General features: G+C 64.4%; 15 protein-coding genes. 7 read left to right on the top strand and 8 right to left on the bottom strand.

The annotated features are described in order from the left end of the window. The first annotated feature begins 4 nt into the window (after positions 1 to 4). Positions 5 to 2548 (top strand): DNA internalization-related competence protein ComEC/Rec2, encoded by a 2544-nt coding sequence (locus ACI3L3_RS14715; protein ID WP_404845908.1) that lies wholly within the window; start codon positions 5 to 7, stop codon positions 2546 to 2548. Here the strand turns inward: ACI3L3_RS14715 and ACI3L3_RS14710 are convergent. From ACI3L3_RS14710 to ACI3L3_RS14695, 4 genes are all read right to left on the bottom strand, one after another. Further along, positions 2517 to 3542 (bottom strand): glycosyltransferase, encoded by a 1026-nt coding sequence (locus tag ACI3L3_RS14710; protein WP_404845907.1) that lies wholly within the window; start codon positions 3540 to 3542, stop codon positions 2517 to 2519. The two genes, ACI3L3_RS14715 and ACI3L3_RS14710, sit on opposite strands and share 32 nt — an antisense overlap. 300 nt (positions 3543 to 3842) lie before the next feature. Then, complete coding sequence (locus ACI3L3_RS14705; protein WP_404845906.1) at positions 3843 to 4229, bottom strand: DUF3568 family protein; 387 nt, start codon at positions 4227 to 4229, stop codon at positions 3843 to 3845. Positions 4230 to 4458: 229 nt separating this feature from the next. Next, entirely contained in the window at positions 4459 to 5364 is a 906-nt protein-coding gene (locus ACI3L3_RS14700; RefSeq protein WP_404845905.1) for an ATP-binding protein, read from the bottom strand. A gap of 4 nt (positions 5365 to 5368) precedes the next feature. Further along, positions 5369 to 5566: a hypothetical protein gene (locus ACI3L3_RS14695; RefSeq protein ID WP_404845904.1), complete on the bottom strand. Its 198-nt coding sequence runs from the start codon at positions 5564 to 5566 to the stop codon at positions 5369 to 5371. Between the two features lie 221 nt (positions 5567 to 5787). Between ACI3L3_RS14695 and ACI3L3_RS14690 the strand changes: the two genes are divergently transcribed. From ACI3L3_RS14690 to ACI3L3_RS14675, 4 genes are all read left to right on the top strand, one after another. Beyond that, positions 5788 to 6153: a response regulator gene (locus ACI3L3_RS14690; RefSeq protein WP_404845903.1), complete on the top strand. Its 366-nt coding sequence runs from the start codon at positions 5788 to 5790 to the stop codon at positions 6151 to 6153. An 86-nt stretch (positions 6154 to 6239) separates the two neighbouring features. Next, entirely contained in the window at positions 6240 to 6896 is a 657-nt protein-coding gene (locus ACI3L3_RS14685) for a site-2 protease family protein (RefSeq protein WP_404845902.1), read from the top strand. Positions 6897 to 6906: 10 nt separating this feature from the next. Then, on the top strand, positions 6907 to 7902 hold the full coding sequence (gene trpS, locus ACI3L3_RS14680; RefSeq protein WP_404845901.1) for a tryptophan--tRNA ligase: 996 nt from the start codon (positions 6907 to 6909) through the stop codon (positions 7900 to 7902). Positions 7903 to 8040: 138 nt separating this feature from the next. Then, complete coding sequence (locus ACI3L3_RS14675; protein WP_404845900.1) at positions 8041 to 9291, top strand: glycosyltransferase; 1251 nt, start codon at positions 8041 to 8043, stop codon at positions 9289 to 9291. 77 nt (positions 9292 to 9368) lie between these two features. Here the strand turns inward: ACI3L3_RS14675 and ACI3L3_RS14670 are convergent, their stop codons facing one another. From ACI3L3_RS14670 to ACI3L3_RS14655, 4 genes are all read right to left on the bottom strand, one after another. Beyond that, on the bottom strand, positions 9369 to 11621 hold the full coding sequence (locus ACI3L3_RS14670; protein WP_404845899.1) for a methyl-accepting chemotaxis protein: 2253 nt from the start codon (positions 11619 to 11621) through the stop codon (positions 9369 to 9371). Positions 11622 to 11779: 158 nt separating this feature from the next. Beyond that, positions 11780 to 12802 (bottom strand): endolytic transglycosylase MltG, encoded by a 1023-nt coding sequence (gene mltG, locus ACI3L3_RS14665; protein ID WP_404845898.1) that lies wholly within the window; start codon positions 12800 to 12802, stop codon positions 11780 to 11782. After that, positions 12799 to 13218 carry a Holliday junction resolvase RuvX gene (gene ruvX, locus ACI3L3_RS14660; RefSeq protein WP_404845897.1) on the bottom strand — a complete coding sequence of 140 codons (420 nt, stop codon included), beginning with the start codon at positions 13216 to 13218 and terminating at the stop codon, positions 12799 to 12801. The genes mltG and ruvX overlap by 4 nt, the downstream gene beginning before the upstream one ends. Positions 13219 to 13421: 203 nt before the next feature. Beyond that, positions 13422 to 16985: an FAD-binding and (Fe-S)-binding domain-containing protein gene (locus ACI3L3_RS14655; protein WP_404845896.1), complete on the bottom strand. Its 3564-nt coding sequence runs from the start codon at positions 16983 to 16985 to the stop codon at positions 13422 to 13424. A gap of 235 nt (positions 16986 to 17220) precedes the next feature. Here ACI3L3_RS14655 and ACI3L3_RS14650 point away from each other — a divergent pair, with 235 nt between their 5' ends. Together ACI3L3_RS14650 and ACI3L3_RS14645 are read left to right on the top strand one after the other, a co-directional pair. Further along, a complete protein-coding gene (locus tag ACI3L3_RS14650) occupies positions 17221 to 17862 on the top strand; it encodes a CPBP family intramembrane glutamic endopeptidase (protein WP_404845895.1) in 642 nt (213 codons plus the stop codon). Positions 17863 to 17925: 63 nt separating this feature from the next. Further along, positions 17926 to 18858, top strand: a complete 933-nt coding sequence (locus tag ACI3L3_RS14645) for a hypothetical protein (protein ID WP_404845894.1) — start codon at positions 17926 to 17928, stop codon at positions 18856 to 18858. Positions 18859 to 18891: the final 33 nt, after the last annotated feature.

Raw genomic sequence — 18891 nt, 5'->3', positions numbered from 1 at the left:
GCGGATGTCCGCTCGCGGCGCAGGGACGCGGCCCCTTGTTATGCCGGGGCTTTTGCCGTGGCAGGTCTTTTTCGGGGCGGCCATGCTGGGCATGCTGATGCTGCGCCAGCCCCACGCCGCCATTGCTGGCGGCCTTGCCCTGTGCGCCCTTGGCGCTTTTCCGAAACGATTTTGGGTCAGAGTGTGTGCTCTGGCCCTGTTTTTTTGTGCGGGGTGGGGCGTTGGCCTGTATGTTGCCCCTGCGCCGCCGCCGGAGGTGCCCGCGTGGATGCAGGCGCGCGAACGCGTGCGCGTGACGGGTGTGGTGGACGAGGTGCAGCGCTCCCCGCGCGGCGCGGTGCGCATGTTCCTGCGCGGGGCAACGTGCCGCCGCGATACTGGCGAAACGGTCAGCGTTCCGGGGCGCTTTTTATGGAATTGGCAGGACCCGGCGGCGGACCCGCGGGTGGGGATGCGCGTGAGCGTCACCACACGGGCGCGCCCGGCGCGGGGGTATGTGAACCCCGGCAACTGGAACACCGCGTTCTACTGGGCGCAGCGGGGCGTGTATTGGCGTGGGTGGACGCGCGGCATGCGCGGCGACCCCGACCTGTCCGGACAGGTGCCCGAAGGGCTGCGCCACCGCATCGTCACCGCTGTGGCCGGGGACGGCCCCATGACGCAGGGGCGGGCCATGCTGACGGCGCTGTTGACCGGGGATAGATTCTTTTTGCAGTCCCCCACCTTTGACGTCATGCGGCAGGCGTCCCTTGCCCACAGCCTTGCCCTGTCCGGGATGCACCTTGGCTTTGCGGCGGGGCTGGGGGTCGGCGCGGCGTGGCTGGTGGGACTGGTGGCGCCGGGCGTGTATTTGCGGGTGCCGCGCCCCAAGCTGGCGGTGCTCCTCGCCGCGCCTTGCGTGGCGGGGTACGTGTGGCTTGGCGGCGGCTCCCCAAGCCTTGTCCGCGCGGCCATTATGTTTGCCGCGTGGGGCGCGCTGCTTCTGCTCAACCGCGAGCGCGTGCTGGTGGATGGGCTGTTTGTGGCCCTTGTGTGCATCCTCGCCATGGACCCGCTGGCCGTGTACGACCTGCGTTTGCAGCTTTCGGCGGTGGCCGTGGCGGGTATTGGGCTGTTTGCCCCGGCCCTGTGGCATGCGGCTAAGCTGTGCGCCGCGCACGTGGCGCGGCGTTTTCGGCGGCCCCAGCTCCAGCATGACGGCGGGCACCGCGCTCCCTTGTGGGAGCGCACCCTGCGCGGCGGAGCGGTGGTGCTCCTTATGAGCGCCAGCACCAATATCGCCCTCCTTCCCCTCATCGTCAGCAATTTTGGCTGTGTGGCCGCTGGGCTGTATATGAACGTCCTGTGGCTGCCACTGCTTGGGCTGGTGGTGATGCCCCTTGGGCTGTGCGGCATGGCGCTGCTGGCGGCGCCGTGGACCGCGCCCTTTGGCCATTTGGGCTTGAGCGTGGCGGCGGGCGTGCTGGATGCGGGCCTCGCGGTGCTCCACATGTTGGCGGATGGCGGCATGCTGCCCGAGGTGGCGGCCCTGCGTCCGCTGTGGCCGCAGATGTTTGGCTACGCCCTTGCCGTTGCCGCCGTGGGGCTGGCGCTTGCCCGCGCGCGGCGGCGCGCGATGTGGGCGGCGCTTTTGGGCGTGATGCTGTTGACGGGTCCCGGTCTGGTGCGCGGCGTCTTGCAGGGGCAGGACCGGGTGCGCCTGACCATGCTGGATACGGGCCAGAGTCAGGCCGTGTGTGTGGACGCGCCGGGGGGCGTGAGGGTGCTGCTGGACGCTGGCGGTTCTCTGCCGGGATTTGACCTTGGCCGCGCTGTGGTGGGGCCGGCCCTTGCCAACGGGCGTCCGCCCAGGCTGGACATTGCCGTGTTGACGCATCCTGATGCGGACCACTACCGGGGCTATCCCTTCCTGCTGCGGCGGTTTATGGTGGGGCGTTTTGCGGGCAATGGCGATTGGCCGGGGAATATTGAGGTACAGCGCCTGCGCGGGGATGTCCGCGCCGCCGGGCTGACGCCGGAAGCGTGGCACGCGGGCCAGCGCATACTGCTGACGCCGGACCTGTGGCTGGAGGTGCTGGGGCCGCCGGCACAGGGCACGCCGGAGCGCGCCACGCTGGGCAAGAATGATGCGTCGCTGGTGGTGCGTCTGGTGTGGAAGGGGCGCGGGTTGGCCCTTGTGCCCGGTGACGTGGAGGAGGCAGGCATTGCCCGCGTGCTGGCTAGCGGCCGGGATGTGCGGGCGGACGTGCTGGTCCTGCCGCACCACGGCAGCAAGAGCAGTTTCGCTCCGGGGCTGTATGATGCGGTTCGCCCGCGTCTTGCGCTGGCTTCGGCAGGATTCATCAATTACCGCCGCTATCCGAACCGTGTTGTGCGCCGCGCTGTGGCGGAGCGGCATATTCCACTCTTTACGCCGGGGTGGGACGGCGCCACACGCGTGACGTGGGCCGGGCCGGATGCGCCGCCCGTGGTGGAGACCTCGGACAATCCCCGGCGGCAGTGGCGCAAAGCGTCCCTTACGCGGCGAGCAGAAAATCCCGTCCCATAACGTAGCCCGCCCCGGTCAGAAACTCCGCGACCTCATCGCGCGCGCCGCGGTTGCCGACGTAGGAGATGATGCAGCACTCCCCCGGCGCGGGCAGGCCCGCGCGGCCGATGACCGGGCGCCCGCCGATGATATTGCCGATTTTGCGCGGGTCGATGTCCACATAGGCGCGGATGTTCACGCCGTGGTCAAGGAGCAGGTCCGCGCGCTGGCGGGTGGGGCGGCCTGCGCCGATGATGTAGACCTCCGGCCAGTGCGGGCTGGTGCGCCTCAGCCAGCGGGCAAGGTAGGCCGCCTTCACGCGGTAGAATGCCATCTGGTCGTAGCGGCAGTCCGTGCGGGTGAGGCGGGTTGGCGGGTCGTTCCATGTTACCAGCGGCTGGGGGAGCTTTTCCATGCGCACCCCGGCATCCAGCCAGCGGAGCCACATTTCGTAATCCTCCGGGAAATCCCCATCCAGAGCGCCGCCATGGGCGGCAACGCATTCGCGCCGGAACATCACCGCCGGGTTGGCAAAGGGCAGGTCCACAAAGCGGTGCAGAAAGATGTCTGCCGCGCTGAGCAGGGTGTTGGTCCAGTCCACGTGGTGGGCGTAGCCCGCGCAGGTCTCCCGGCATCCGCCGTAGGTGACGGTGCTGGCCACCAGCCCCACCTGCGGGTTGGCGCTCAGGTGCTCGGCCTGCAGGCGCAGGCGGCGAGGGTCGCAGGTGTCGTCGGCGTCCATGCGTGCGATGTAGCGGCCTGTGGCGTGCTCCATGCCCGTGTTGAACGCGGCGGCCACGCCCTCGTGCGGGCGCAGGATGGCGCGCATCCGGTCGTGGCGGGCGGCGTAGTCCGTGAGCACGCGGGCGGTGTCGTCGGTGGAGCCGTCGTCAACGGCGATGATGTCATAGTTCCCGGCGTCCTGCGCCAGCAGGCTGTCCAGACAGGCTGGCAGGTGCCGGGCGGCGTTGTAGGCGGGCAAAACAACGGATATGGCGGGCGTGGTGTGCGTCATGGGTGGTGTGTCTCCTCGACGCACGGGCTATAGCGCGCCTTGCGGCGTTTGCCAATGCCGCGCGGGCGCGGGGCGGTGAGCCATGGTGGAGCAAGGCGGAGGGGCTGGAAGGGGGTGCCCCGCGCGGCGGGAAGCCCTAAGGGCGCAGTGCTGCTGGGGAACAGCGTTTGGCGCTGGGCGCGGCGTTGCCTACAGACTTCGGGCATGCGCAGGGCGGGCGTGAAGGCGCGCCGTCCGGCGCCGCACTATGCGGCGCCGGACTCGCAGGATGGCGCTGGGGGCGGCGGCGACGTGCGCCGCCTAAATAATGGACATATTCTTGCGGATTTCTTCAAGCAGTCCACTCAGCTTGTAGACGTCCACCCGGTCCTCGGAGGAGAAGACCAGCTCCGAGACGTCCTCGGCGCGGTAGTGGATGGTGATGGTGATGCTTTCACCTTCGGCGGTAAACGTCTGCACCACGGCGACAAGGTTGTCCTTCTTGTTGAAGGAGATGGGCAGTTCCAGCGTGTTCAGCGCCTTGATAACGGCGTTGTGCAGTTCGGTGATGGTGCCGGGCTCTTCCGTGGAGAGGGACCCGAACATGTAGCTGTAGGAGGCCCCGTCCGGGACCGGTCCTTTGCCGCAGCCTGCGGGAATGAGCAGTGTGGCGACAAGCGCCAGCATGACCAGAGCGTGCCTTCGCATCGTGTCCCCCTGCAACGTCGGTGTTTTATGCCGTATGGCCGGCCATTGGAGCAATGCCGACATGTGTGGCATTCTCTTGCAGATGTACCGCATATTTCCCGCCGGAGCAAGGCGGGGCGCGGAAAAACGCGGCAAAGTCCACCGCGGCTGCGCCCGCCGCACCCTGCATAAAAAACGCGCCGCACAGGTCATCCTGCGCGGCGCGGTGGTGGTGCGGAAAGCGTGGGGGCTAGTCCTCTGCGGCGACCTGCTCCTTCATGCGGCAGATGTTGCAGAGGCCGGCCGAGGTGGGATAGCCGCACCCGGTGCACGGGGAGACGGCGTAGCCGTCGCGTTCCTCTGCGGCCTCGAACAGCGGTTTGGCCGTCTTGAGGAAGCCCTCGTAGAACTGGAGCTTGCTGCCGGGGCTGTTCTCCTCCAGCGTGTTGAGCAGCTCCTTGCGCACGGGGAAGCTGGCTCCGGCGCTGTAGGGGCAGATGGCGGTGCTGTGCTCAATGCCGTTGAGGAAACAGTAGGCCGCCGTCTCAAACTCGGACAGGCGGTACAGTGGGCGGTACTTGGGGGCAAAGCCGCCCTCGGCGGGCAGGGCAGGGCTTTGGTCGCTCAGGTACGAGACATCCCAGCGCAGGGTGTTGGAGAACAGGCGGCCCACCTCGTCATCAAGGTTATGGCCTGTGCACAGCGCGGTGAAGCCTTCATCAAGGGCGACCTTGTTGAAGTAGTAGCGCTTGACCTTGCCGCATACGGAGCACACCGGGCGGTTGATTTTGCGCTTCACTTCGCTGATGGGCAGGCCTTCGTCGGCCATGTTCACCACGCGCAGCGGCGCGCCAAGCCCCTCGCAGAATTGTTCCACCACAGCGCGGGAGTGGCTGGAGGAATTGGGGATGGACAAATCAATGTGCAGGCCCGTGACGTCATAGCCCTGCATGTGCAGTTCGCGGAAGAGGGCGAGGGAATCCTTGCCGCCGGAGAGGGCGACGAGGACCTTGTCCTTGTGCGTGAACATGCGAAAATGCCTGATGGCGCGCTCCACCTGACGGGAAAAGAACAGGTTGAAGCAGTCCGGGCAGAAACCGGCGTGATGGCTGGGCAGGGCGACCTGCGCCAAACTTTTACAGCGGGAACATTTCATGGCGCTACCCCCTTGAGCCCACAAGGCGCACGGTGATGTGGTCGCCGTTTTTCAGGGCGCGGTCGGGGGTGAGCATCTCATCCCCCCGGATAATGAGCGCATCCGTGCGGCGCAGCCCCAGTTTGTTGAGCAGCCCGAGCACAGATTTGAGCTTCGGGAAGTCCTTTCGTTCATCTGTGGGTATGATATGTATATGTATCATGGATATCCTGCCTGAAATCGTACTAAAGTGATCAGGATTTGGTGTGTACAAGGAGGCGGCAACGGATGCAAGCCTTTTTCCCGGCTTTGAAATTTCACATTTCTTTTTGGCGGGATTTGTGGCTAAATATGACCAAATGCGAGTTCTGCATGTGCCAATGCCGCAAAGGTAAACATTTCGGGCCGTGGTCGTAAACGGTCCATTCCGCCCGCGGAGGGGCCATGAGCAAAAGAAAAGTCCTGGTTGTCGACGACGAACGACACATCCGCATGCTCTACCAGGAAGAGCTGCAAACGGAAGGCTACGACGTGGCGACATCCGATGGTGAGGAGGAAATCCTTACCGTTCTCGAACGCGAGGACCCGGAGGTCGTGGTGCTTGACATCAAGCTCAGCAACAACCGCTCCGGGCTGGATTTGCTCCAGCAGATCCGCAGCCAGGAGCAAAACCTGCCGGTGATTTTGTGCACCGCGTACGACAGCTTCCAGCACGACCTCAAATCCATTGCCGCGGACTACTACGTGGTCAAGGCTGTGGATTTGACGGAACTCAAGACCAAGGTGGCGGCCGCGCTAGAGAACCTGTAGCGCACCATCACTGCCGGGTTTCATCAGCCGACTCACGCGCCCGCCGGGTTGCCCCCGGTGGGCGTTCGTGGTAAGTCGCAAGGCCCATGTTCGACATTTCCCACGCCATTGTGCGCATCGCCATTATGGCGGTTCCCTTTCTGCTCGCCGTCACACTGCACGAGGTGGCCCACGGCGCAGCAGCCTACTGGTACGGCGACCCAACGGCCAGAAACGCGGGGCGGCTTACGCTGAACCCCATCCGTCATCTGGACCCCATCGGGACGCTGGTCTTCGTGCTGACCGCTATGACCTCCGGCTTCATCATTGGGTGGGCCAAGCCCGTTCCCATCAACCCGCGCTACTTCCGCAACGTGCGGCAGGGCATTATCGTTACGTCCGCCGCCGGCGCGGCCGCGAACTTTGTCCTTGCGGGGCTGATGTATGCGGGCTTTGCGCTGATGCTGAACTATCCGCCCGCCGCCAGCGAGATGGCGTCCTTCTTTTACCCGCCGCTGGTGAATATTTTACGCTTCGGCGTGCTTATCAACGTCATCCTTGGCGTGTTTAACCTGCTGCCCATTCCGCCGCTGGATGGCAGCAAGATTCTCGCAGAACTGTTGCCGCACAACGTGGCATACAAATACATGCAACTGGAGCGGTACGGGTTCATCATCCTTCTTCTGCTCATCATGAGCGGGGGGCTTCGGCTGGTGTTCGCGCCCGTGCTGTCGTTAATCGCACCGCTACTGCATCTGATTTAGGAACCTTGTCATGTCTCAGAACAAACAACGCATCGTCTCCGGCATGCGTCCCACCGGGGCGCTCCATCTTGGCCACTACTTCGGCGTCCTCAAGAACTGGGTTGACCTGCAGAAGGACTACGACTGCTTCTTCTTCGTGGCGGACTGGCATGCGCTGACCAGCGAATACGCCGATCCCCGCAAGATTAAGGGCTTTGTGCCCGAACTGGTCAAGGACTGGATTGCCGCCGGACTGGATCCGGAGCGCTGCGTCATTTTCCAGCAGTCGCAGGTGAAGGCCCACGCGGAACTGCATCTGCTGCTCTCCATGATGACGCCCCTTGGCTGGCTGGAACGCTGCCCGACATACAAGGACCAGAAGGAACAGCTGGCCCAGAAGGACCTGAACACCTACGGCTTCCTTGGCTATCCCGTGCTGATGACCGGCGATATCCTTATGTACAAGTCCGAGCGGGTTCCCGTTGGTCACGACCAGCTGCCGCATCTGGAGCTGACGCGCGAAATCGCCCGCCGCTTCAACCATCTGTACGGCGATTTCTTCCCCGAGCCGCAGGCCCTTTTGACCAAGGAGTCCAAGCTGCCCGGTCTGGACGGCCGCAAGATGTCCAAGAGCTACGGCAACTCCATCGCCCTCGGCGAGAGCATGGACTCCGTGCGCAAAAAGGTCATGAGCATGCTGACGGACACCAACCGCATGCGCAAGGCCGACCCCGGCAACCCGGATGTGTGCAACCTGTTCCCCTACCACCAGATTATGACCGATCCCGAGCGCCTGCCCGAAATCGACAAGGGCTGCCGCGACGCAAGCTGGGGCTGTGTGGACTGTAAGAAGCTGCTGCTGGAATCCATGGAGCACTTCGTGGAGCCCATCCACGCCCGCCGCAAGGAAATCGACGCCAACCCCGATATGGTGTGGGACATCCTGCGCGACGGCAACCGCCGCGCCGAGGCCGTGGCCGAGGAGCACATGGACGCCCTGCGCGCCCACCTGAACCTGAACTTCTAGGGTTCATCGCTCCTCCGGCGTCCATCGCCATTTCAGCCCCGTTTCCCGTGTGGGAGGCGGGGCTTTTTTGCGACAACTCGCCACCGGCGCGCCGGGCGCGGGCTTTTCAAGCCGGGCGCAAGGGCATAGGGTAGAGCTATGCGAATTGCCTGTATCCTGCATGAATCACCGGAGAACCGCCTTGGCGGCGTGGAGCTTCACGTCCTTGATATGGCGCGGGCCTTTCTGGCCGCCGGGCACGCGGTGGACTGCTATTATCCCCGGCCGGGCGGCGGCGCCCTTGGCGAGGTGACCTCCCGCGTTGTGGCTGGCGTCCCCTTTCATGGTGTGGCGGTGCCGGTGCGTCCGGATTTTGCCGCGCGCTTCAAGGATGACGCCGTTGGGACGGCGGTGGCGGACTTGGTGCAGGCCGGGGGATGCGATGTGGTCCATGTGCATCACCTGATTGGCTTTACCGGAAGCCTGCTCCATACCCTCGTTGACCGGGGGCTTCCTACGTTGGTGACGGCGCATGATTCGTGGGCCTTTTGCAACCAGTGTCATTTGGTGCGCGCCGACGGCCACCTGTGCGCCGAAGGTCCGGAAACGGACGACACCTGCGCGTGGTGCTTGCTCCAGCGTGTGCCGCAGTTGGGCCATGTGCTGGACCGCGCCGCGCTGGCGCGCATGCTGGGCCTGCGGCGGCGGTATCTGACCTCCGCCTTGGCCCGTGCGGACGCGGTGCTGGCGGCGTCGGCCTATATGCGGCGCAATCTGGAGCGTGCCGGGGTGCCGCCGCAGCGCATTCACCATGTGCCCCTTGGCGTGCGCGCGCACGCGGAAGTCCCGCACCGGGAGCGCACCGGGCGGCTTCGCGTCGGCTCCCTTGGTACGGTGACCTTCAAGAAGGGCTTGGACATCCTGCTGGACGCCATGGACCGCCTGAGTGAGGACGAGGTGCGCCTTGAGGTGCACGGACAGGTCATTCAGCCGGACTGGCTTGCCGCCCTTGCCCCGCGCATGGATGCCGCGCCGAATATTGCTTACTGCGGGGCGTATGGGCCGGAGGATGTGCCGCAGATTTTGGGCGGGCTGGATGTGGTGGTGGTTCCCTCGCGTGAGGAGAGCTATTGCCTTGTCCTGCGTGAGGCCTTTCAGGCGGGCGTTCCGGTTGTGGCGTCGGCCATCCCTGCCCTTGCCGAGGCGGCGGAGGAGGGCGCCGGGGCGGCATTCTTCCCCTGCGGCGATGCTGACGCGTTGGCGCGCGTGCTGGAGCATTTGGCGCGGGATGCGGGCGCCCTTGCGGCCCTGCGCCGCGCTGTGCCCACGGTGCCCACGGTGGACGACACCGCCCGGCAGGTCCTTGCGCTGGCCCGGACGCTGGTGCGGCGCGCCCGGACCTCGTCCTGACACGCCGCTGTGTTGGCTTTTCGTTGTATGGGGCGCACTCCTGACGCCCTGTTGTTCCCTGTGGGCTGTTTTCTGCCCTAGGAATTCTCCTCCATAATTTTGTCGATGAGCTTTCGCAGGTCGGACGACTGGCTGGCGACCTCCTGCAGGGCTTGGCGCGACTCGTCCATGCCGTCGGAGAGGGTACTGGCAATGCTGTTGACCTCTTCGATAACGCGGTTGATTTCGTCGCTGGCGGCGGATTGCTCTTCACTTGCCGTGGCGATGTTGCTGACCTGTTCGGCTGTGCCCTCGGCAAGGGTGACAATGGCTTCCAGCGCTTTGCCGGACTCGTTGGCGAGGGACGTTGCCTCTTCGACGGCGGTGGCCGCCTTATCCACATGCGCGGCATTGCTGCGCGTGGAGTCCTGAATGCCGGAGATGGACTGCGCCACTTCCTTGGTGGCGCTCATGGTCTTTTCAGCCAGTTTGCGGACCTCTCCCGCCACCACGGCAAAGCCGCGCCCTGCCTCGCCTGCGCGGGCGGCCTCAATGGCGGCATTGAGGGCCAAGAGGTTTGTCTGGTCCGCGATGTCGTTAATCACGTTGATGACGCCGCCGATGGACTCCACCTGCGTCTCCAGCTTGCCCATGTCGTCCTTGAGGACGCTGGCCATGGTGTGCACGGAGCTGATGGCCTCGATGGCGTCTGCGACAATCCGCTGGCCCTCCACAGCGCGCTGGCGCGTGCTGTCCGCATTTTCCGCAGCGTTGGAGGCATTGCGCGCCACCTCCATCACGGTGTGGTTCATCTGCTCCATGGCTGTTGCGGTTTCGTCGAGGCGTTCCTTTTGGTCATGCGCGCCCTGCGCCGTGAGGTCCGCCTGTGCGGACAACTCTTCGGACGCGGTGGTAATGCGTTCCACAATGCCCTCCAGCGCGCGGGCGGACTCCAGCATGCCTTGGCGCTTGGCCTGTTCGGCCATCTCGCGCGCCTCTTCGGCTTCGGCCGTGGCCTCGCGCGCTCGGGCGGCTTCCTCTTCGGCCTGCGCGCTTTTTTGTTCCGCATCGGCCATACTGTCACGCAGGCTGTCCAGCATGGCGGATATGGAATTCTTGAGGGTGAGGAGTTCCCCATGGAAGCGGCCCTGCAAGGTGGCTTCGTGGTCGCCCTCGGCCACGCGCTCGGCGTAGGTGACCAGCGTGCCCACCGGGCGCTTGAGCATAATCCACATCAGCGCCGAGATGGTCCCCAGCGCGCCAAGCACAATAACAAAACCTATGAGCGCGGTGATGTTGAGATTGGTGTTGATGGCGTGGGCAAAGCGCTGGTGGCGGCTGTCCACCTGCGTCTGCACATCGTCCATATAGACGCCCATGCCAATGACCCACCCCCACGGGCGGAAGAGCTGCACATAGGACAGCTTGGGGAAGTCGCCGTCCTGACCGGGCTTGCTCCAGTGGTACTCCACGAAGCCTTGCCCTTCTTCGCGGGCAACGTCGGCAAATTCCATAAACAGATGCTTGCCCTTGGTGTCCGTAATGTCCCCAAGGGGCTTGCCGTTCAGTTCCGGGTTCACGGGATGCATGACCATGCGCGGCTCAAGGGTGTTGATCCACAGATAGTTGCCGTCGCTCAGGCGCATGCCACGTATTTGTTCCAGCGCGGTCTGCTTGAGTTCCTCCGTGATGTCCTCCACCCACGCGCCCGTGCCGACAATCCACCCCAGTTCCGGAATGAGTTTAACGTATGAGACCTTCTGCTTGGGCTTTTTTTCCCCCGGCTTGGCCCACAGGTAGTCCACGGTGCCTGCGCCGGTCTCGGCGGCAACGCGCGCCATTTCGCGGAAGAGGTGCTTGCCGTTGGGGTCGGTGGCGTCCGAGAGGTCCTTGCCATTGAGGTCCGCGCGGATGGGGTGGGCAATCATGCGGCCATCAAGGTCCGTAATCCACAGATAGTTGCCGTCGTCGTAGCGCATGCGGGTAATCATGGCGGTGATGCGGGCTTTGGCCTCGGCAAGAGAGGCTTCGGCTTCGACATCATGCAGGGTGTTTTGCAGCAGGCTGTGCACGGTCTCCACGATGGGGCGCAGCTCCGCGACCTTGTCGCGCTTGAGGGCGGCGAGGTCTTTGGAGCGGGCGTGGATTTCATCCACGGTGGAGATGGCAAGTTGGACAAGGTCGCGCAGCTTGGTGCGTTTTTCCATAATGATGGCGGCGCGCGTCTCTTCGGACTGCTCGGTGGCAAAGCCGCGCAGGCCGTAGGAAATAGCGGTGTAGAAGAACAGCCCCTCAATAATGAGCGTGGCCGCCACGACAAGGAGCATTTGCACGACGATGGATTTGCGCATGAGATGGTCCCCTGGCTTGTTGGACGATACAGCTCCTCAAATCATATCAGGTTTACATGAAATTGCATCACCCTGACGCGAAAACCGTTTGCGCGCGGCAAAAAAGAACGCCCTCCGGCTGGCGGCCGAAGGGCGTGTGATGTCGTGTGGAAGCCGCCTTAGCGGCGCAGCAGGTAGCGGCGCACGGCGCGGTTGTGCTCGCGCAGGGTGCGGCTGAACTTGTGGGTGCCGTCGCCCTTGGAGACGAAGAAGATATATTTGTGCTTTTCAGGCTGCATGGCGGCTTCAAGCGCCGGGCGGCCGGGGGAGCAAATGGGGCCGGGGGGCAGGCCCTTGTGGCGGTAGGTATTGTAGGGATTGGACGAGTCGCGCAGGTGTTTTTTGGTGATGTTGCCGTCAAAGGCGGTGCCAAGGCCGTAGATGACGGTGGGGTCACACTGCATGCGCATGCCGCGGCGCAAACGGTTGGTGTACACGCCCGCGATACGGGCGCGCTCGGACGCGGCGGCGGTTTCCTTTTCCACCATGGAGGCCAGCGTGACGATGCGCTTCAGCTCGTCCTCTGGCGGCGGACCGTTGGGCCAGATGTGGTTGCCGGCCTGCTCCCAGAAGGTGCTGAGCATGGTGCGCACAATGGGGGCCGCGTCGCCGCCGCGCGGGCGGGGGATGAGGTAGGTTTCCGGGTAGAGGAAGCCCTCGGCGCTGTCGAAGGGAATATTGTAGCTGCGCAGCAGGTCCTTGTCGTGGATGGCTTTTTCAAAGCTCTCGGCGGTTGTGAGGCCGGATTCCTCCACCACGCGGGCGACCTTCCACCACGGCAGGCCTTCGGGGATGAACAGCTTGTGGAGCATGGCGCGGCCTTCGGTGAGGGCGTCCAGCACCTGCCGGGGCGTCCAACTGGAATGCAGGCTGAACTCCCCGGCCTTGATGGACTGGGCTTTGCCCTCAAGGCGGGCCAGCAGACGAAAGCGCCATGCGTCGGTGATGACGCCGTCGGCCTGAAGGGCCGAGGCGGCTTCGTCAAAGGTTTCCCCCGGGGTGATGTGGACCACCACCTCGCGGCCCGGCGTTTCGGCCGGGGTGTGCAAAAAGGAGTGCGCCTGCCACAGAAACCAGCCTGAGACGGCGCAGAGGAAAACGGTGAGGGCAGCGCATGCGATCAACGTTCTTTTCATGCTCATGCGTCGCGTTTCTCCTGTGCGAGGTAGCTTTCAAGGATGCGGACGGCGGCTTGCTGGTCCAGCACGGTTTTGCGCTTTTTGCGGCGCAGGCCGACTTCCTTGAGTTGTTCTTCGGCCTCTACGCTGGAGAGGCGTTCGTCCATGTAGTGGATGGGCAGGTCCGTGCGCCGGGCAAGGCTGGCCTTGAAGTTGTAGACCTGCCGCGTGATGAGCGTTTCCTCTCCGTCGAGGGACAGGGGAAGGCCCAGCACGATGGCGGTAACATTTTCCTTTTCCAGTATTTCGGACAATTCCGCAAACAGTTTGTCCCTCGTGGTGCGCACGATGGTCTTGTAGGGAAAGGCCATCATGCCCAGCCCGTCGGTAAGGGCAAGCCCAACGCGTTTAAGTCCAAAATCAATGGCGAGAATGCGCATGCGTGTTTTTTCCGGTTATCGGTCTGGCAGGGCGGGCATGCAAAGAGGGGGAACGCGGCGGCCGTGGTGAAGCTGTATGCGCTTCACGCGCGGGGCGGCGCGTTGCCCCCTCAGTCATATGCTTGTGCGCCCTGCGGTCAGGACTCCGGGTGGGAGTCCGCCACGGGTTGCGCCCCGGCGGCATGGCCGCGCGGGGCTATGGGTTAGCCCTTGTGCAGGGTAACAGGACGCACGCCGGGGCGCGGGTCGCTGTTTCCTATAGCGGAGAGCAGTTCTTTTTTCCACTTCGGCCCGCCAAGGCGCTCGGCCATGTACTCCAGCGTGTGGATGACGCGGTGGGCGTCCTTCATGGCGATGAGGCTGCGGCGGATGCCGATGCGGCAGGACGGGCAGCCCACAACGATGGGGCGGTCCGCCGGGTAGTCGCGCAGGTCGCTGGTGAGGCGCTGCTGCTTTTCCGCGCGCAGTTTGTTGTACAGCGCGGGGGTGGTCATGGCTCCCATGCCGGACTCGCCGCAGCAGCCGGGGGAGATGTTCACCGTGGTGCCCGTCAGCTCGGCAAGCGCTTCGGCGTAGCGTCCGGACGCCTTGGTGGCGGGGACGCCGGACCATTCCGCATGGCACGCCGCATGGTACAGCAGCGGTGCGTCGTCGGGGGCGGCGGCGTCCAGCACGCGGGGGGCGGCCTCCATGACGTACTGCGTCACGTCGCGGTGGGTCAGGGGCGTGGTGAAGGTTTCCAGATGGTATTCCTTGAGGCCCTCGCGGCAGGTGCCGCATGCCGTCAGCACGTGTTTGACGGACAGTCCGGCGTCGGCGGCGGAGCGTACAAGGTCGGCCAGCCGGTCGATATTGCGCGAGCGGTTGGCGTTGAAGGCTTCCTCGCAGCCCGCGGTGATGAGCGGATAGCCGCAGCACATGTGCTCCGGCGGCAGCACCACCGAGGTGCCGGACTTGAGCAGCAGGTACAGCCCGGCAAGGCTGATGCTGCTGCTGAACAGCCCGCCGCCGCATCCCGGGAAGTACAGCACAGCGCCGCCGTCGGCGGTGTCCGTATCCGGGACGAAGAAGGAGCCTTTGCTGAGGCGCAGTGCGTCGCCAAGGTGCTGGAAGCCGAGGGACGGCCCCTTGCCCTGGAACATGGGATTCTCCGCCCGCTTCCGCCACGGCGCAGGGATAAGACCCACGGTGCGGTTGGTCATGGTCTGGCCGATGGCCGCCATCTTGGCCGCGCGAGGCACCCTGTTTGTGGGGTTCTTGGCAAGGAAGTGCAGCACCCGCGTCTTGAGGGGATGCCCGCCAGCGCCCTTTTCCTCAAGGAAGGTGCGCATGTGCAGGGTGACTTCCGGGGTGTTGATTTTCACCGGGCACACGGCCATGCACTTGCCGCAGGCGGTGCAGTGGTCCACCAGCTCGCGCAGCTTGTCCATCAGGTCGCGGTCCGGCTCGCCGCCGGTCACCTGCGAGTAGTAGATGGCCTCAATGAGCGCGCCAAGGCTGATATTCTTGTTGCGCGGGTGGTGGATAAGCGAGCGCGTGGGCGTATACATCGGGCAGACCTGTTTGCACTTGCCGCAGCGGGTGCAGGTCTGGATGTTGGTGAGCATGCTCATCAGCCGCTCTTTATCCGCAAGGCCGGTGTTGCCGATGTCCTCGATGAGTTTGTTGAACGAGAACGTATAGGTCGGCGCGGGCAGTGTGCGGGTGGTGAGCTTGCCGGGGTTCAGGATGTCCTTGGGGTCCACCTGCTGTTTGTAGTCAGCAAGGGCCTTGATGCGTTCCTCCGGCAGGAAACCGATTTTGGTGATGCCGATGCCGTGCTCGCCGGACACCACGCCTCCCATGCTCATGACGGTATCCGCCACGGCGTGGATGGCTTCTTCGGCAAGGGCCAGCATCTCGGCGTCGTTCGAGTTGACCGGGATGTTGACGTGGCAGTTGCCGTCGCCCGCGTGCATGTGGTTGGCAATGACGATGCGGGTGGCGCGCATGTGCTCGAAGATGGCGTCCATTTCTTCCGACAGGTCGCTGTAGCGGCTCTTGAGGTCGCGGAAGAAGTAGTAGGCCTGCACTTCAAGTTCCTGATCGGAAATCTCGCTGTGGGTCACCTGGCTGTTGATGATTTTGGACGAGAAGGTGAACTCCATGTTCAGGAACTTGTCATCCACGCCAATGCCGGGCAGGCGGCCAACCTCCTGCAGGGCGCGGCGGTAGGCCTTGGCCATGTAGATAAGGTTCTGCGCCTCAAGGAAGTCCGAGAACTCGGGGATGACGTCAATGGGGATGACGATATCCTCGTTGATCTTAAAGCCCGACGTCCGCTTGGAAATGGCGGACAGGCGGTGGCGGTCCTCCCAGAAGACTTCGGCCTCGCGCGGGTCGCGCGCGGCAAAGACGTCCACATCGTCGTAGGGTTCCACGATGTCGATAATGCGGCGCGCGGCGTCCTCAAGGGCGTTTTCGTCGTTGGAGTCCAGTTGCAGGATGAGCACGGAAATGGGCTCGCCCTCGTAGCGCATGGACTTTTTGGTGTACTCGATGGCCTGCACGTATTTGCTGCCGAACTCCTCAAGGGCGGAGATCTTCACCAGGTCGCCTTCCTTGCGGATGGCGTCGCGCAGTCCCACCACGTCCTTAATGACGTGCATGGCCGGGCGCATGGTGCGGCCAAAGAATTCCAAACACAGCACGCGCGAGTGGGCCATCTGGTCGTAGCAGGTAAAGCAGGCCTCGGTGATGATGCCGTCCACGCCTTCTTTCTGCACGCCGGGCAGGCCGCCGAGGAACTTGTTGGTCACGTCCTTGCCAAGGCCTTCGGCGCGCACGTCCGTGCCGGAGAGCGAGACGGTTTCCATGACGGAACCCTGCTCGCTCAGCACCTCAAAGACCGCCGTTTCATGCGGCATAATCTTGTGGCGCGGGTGGTCCTTGCGGCGGACCTCAATCAGGTCGCCCGTTGGCATCACCATTTTATAGGACAGGATGTTGTCGATGGTGGTGCCGTATTCAAAGGCAAAGGGACCGCCCGAGTTCTCAGACACGTTGCCGCCGATGGACGATGCGCTTTTGGAGGCGGGGTCCACGGTGAACAGCAGGCCCTTTTCCGCTGCGGCTTTGATGGCGTCGATGGTGATGACGCCGCTTTGGCAGCAGATGGTTTTGGCCTCGGTGTCGATGTCCAGCATCCGGTTGAGGCGGGCGAGGCTGAGGACCACGCTGCGCCGGCGCGCTGGGATGGCGCCGCCGGTGAGGCCGGAGCCGCCGCCGCGCGGGATGAGGGAGAAGTTCATGGCCCCGGCCAGACGCACAAGGTCGCGGACCTGCGCGGTGGTTTCGGGCAGGGCGACGAACATGGGCAGTTCCATACGCAGGTCAGTGGCGTCGGTGGCGCACTCCACGCGGGAGTTGGGGCGCGTGTCCAGCGCCTCCGGCGGCAGGAACTGCGCGGCCCGGGTGGTGACCTCGTCCTTGAACTTTTGGTCGTCCTTGAACTGGTTCCAGAAGCGGAACATGCCCGTTGCAAGCACAGAGGAATATTCCTCGGACAGGGCGAGTTTGGCGCGGCTGAAGGAAGCCTGCGCGCTCTTCCAGACCATTTCGGGGTCGATAAAGGGATTGTAGCGTATCAGAAAGAGTTCTGCGGCGAGGTCCAGTGCGGTCTCTCGCACGGCCTCGGGCCATCTTCTGAATTCCTTGTAGTCCAGACCCAGAACGCGCGGAACAAGGCGCTCTGGCGGAATGGAAATGTGGGGTCCTTTGTAAGGCATTGCGGAACACCGGTTTGTTGGGGTTGTTTGTGGAGCCAGACAGTATACGGACGGTGCTTTTCAATGACAAGTCGGGTTTTTTATCCATTTTTGCGGGGGGAAAAGCATGGGGCGGGGCGCCTGTTTCGGGCAGGGCGCAGGTGGGCGCAGACGCGCCGTGGCAAAGGCGCACCGCGCGTGGTAGAGTAGCAGGCAAGCGGCGCAAAGCGCCGCGCCGGAGCGAAAGGAGGAGCCTATGCGAAACGGTTCCCAGAGCCTTATGGGACTGTATGCGGTGCTGGCCGTGCCGTTTTTGCTCAACGACATGGCCAATATTTTCGTGACGGATTACCGGGTGTGGATTGGCATCGACTACACCTTTGTCAAAGCCCTGCCCATTGTCATCCTTGTGTGGGCGGCGGCGCGGGGGATGGTGCGCCCCGAGGACCTTGGCCTGCAGCGGCTTACGCCGGCGCTCTTTGTCTTTTACGCGCTGGGGATGAGCGTTGCGGGCATTTTGCTGGATACGTGGGGGCTGGCGTTTTTTGAGTCCCTTGCGCCGGGGGGCAAGCTGGGCAGCGTGCCGGTGATGGAAGGCACGGCGCTTGGCGCTGTGGACGCCACCATCGGGCTCTTTTTTGTTGGTGTTGTGGAGGAGATCATTTTCCGCGGGCTGGCGTGGACGGCCATTATGCGGGCCACGGGCGCGCCGGGGGTGGCTGTGGGGCTTTCGGCCCTTGTGTTCGGCGCTATCCATTGGTCCCTTGGGCCTGCCGCCGTGGCTAATGCCGCTGTCATCGGCGGGGTGTTTTCGCTGTGCATGTGGCGCACGGGGAGTGTGTATCCGCTTATCATTGCGCATTGTATTGTGGATGTATTGTATTTTGGCGGCGCGTAGCCTGAGGCGGCGTGTCCCCCCTGCCGCCGCTGTGCGGAGCAGACCAAACCACCCGGAGGTGCTGTGTCAGTATTGCGGCGGCTGATGAGCCGTGTTCAGAGTGTGTGGCGTATGGCCGCCCTTGTCCGGCAGGACAGGGCCGTCGCATGGCTGGGGCCACGGCGGCGCGTGGTGCTGGTGCACCAGATGGGGCGCGTTGGCTCCATGAGTGTGTACGCCGCCCTTCGCGCGGTGCCGGGTGTTCTGCCCGTGCATGTGCATTTTCTGTCCCCCACCATGCGCGAGGCCGCGCGGCGCGAGGCGCGGTCCGCGTCGCGTCCGGTGCCGGACCATGTGCGCGAGGGCGCGCTTGCCGCGTGGTTTGTGCGGCGCAACAGAACCCAGCGTGAAGCGCTGGTGGTCACGCTGGTGCGCGACCCTGTGGCCTTTGTGCTGTCGGACCTCTTCCACAACGAGGTGGCGGCGGCCGTGTGCGCGGAGAATGGGAAGCGTCCGGGCACGGAGAATCATGCAGACCCAAAAGAGCAGGCCGAGCTAGAAGAGCAGGCCGACGCGCTGGCGCAGGTGGCGCGGGAGCGACTTGCGGCCTTTGACCCGGAGACGGATTATATGGCCCGCTGGATGCGCGAGGAGCTGCACGGCGTGCACGGGGTGGACGTGCTGGCGGAGGGCTTTGCGCCGGAGGCGGGCTGGCGCGTGTATGGCGGCACCGCATCCGTGCGCGTGGCCGTGTTTCGGCTGGAGGATGCGCCGCGGGTGTTCGTGCCCGTGATGCGCGGCGAACTGGGCGTGCACGTAGAGGAGCTTGGCCGCACCAACGCGGCGGACCAGCGCCCCTACGCGGCGCTGTATGCGGCGGTGACCGAGCGCCTCGCCCTGCCGGACGACGTGCTGGACCGCATCTACGGCGCGCCCTTTGCGCAGACGTTGTATTCGCCGGAGGAGATTGCGGCTTTTCGGCAGAAGTGGGGCGCGGGCAAAGCCGCGACCGCCTAGAGGGCAGCGGAGCGCAGGGAGGCCGCGCATCCG

This window comes from Desulfobaculum sp. SPO524 (genome assembly GCF_044987625.1).
Taxonomy (GTDB): Bacteria; Desulfobacterota; Desulfovibrionia; order Desulfovibrionales; family Desulfovibrionaceae; genus Desulfobaculum.
The sequence above is the reverse complement of the archived record's forward strand: the minus strand, read 5'-3'. Positions and strand labels throughout refer to the sequence as shown.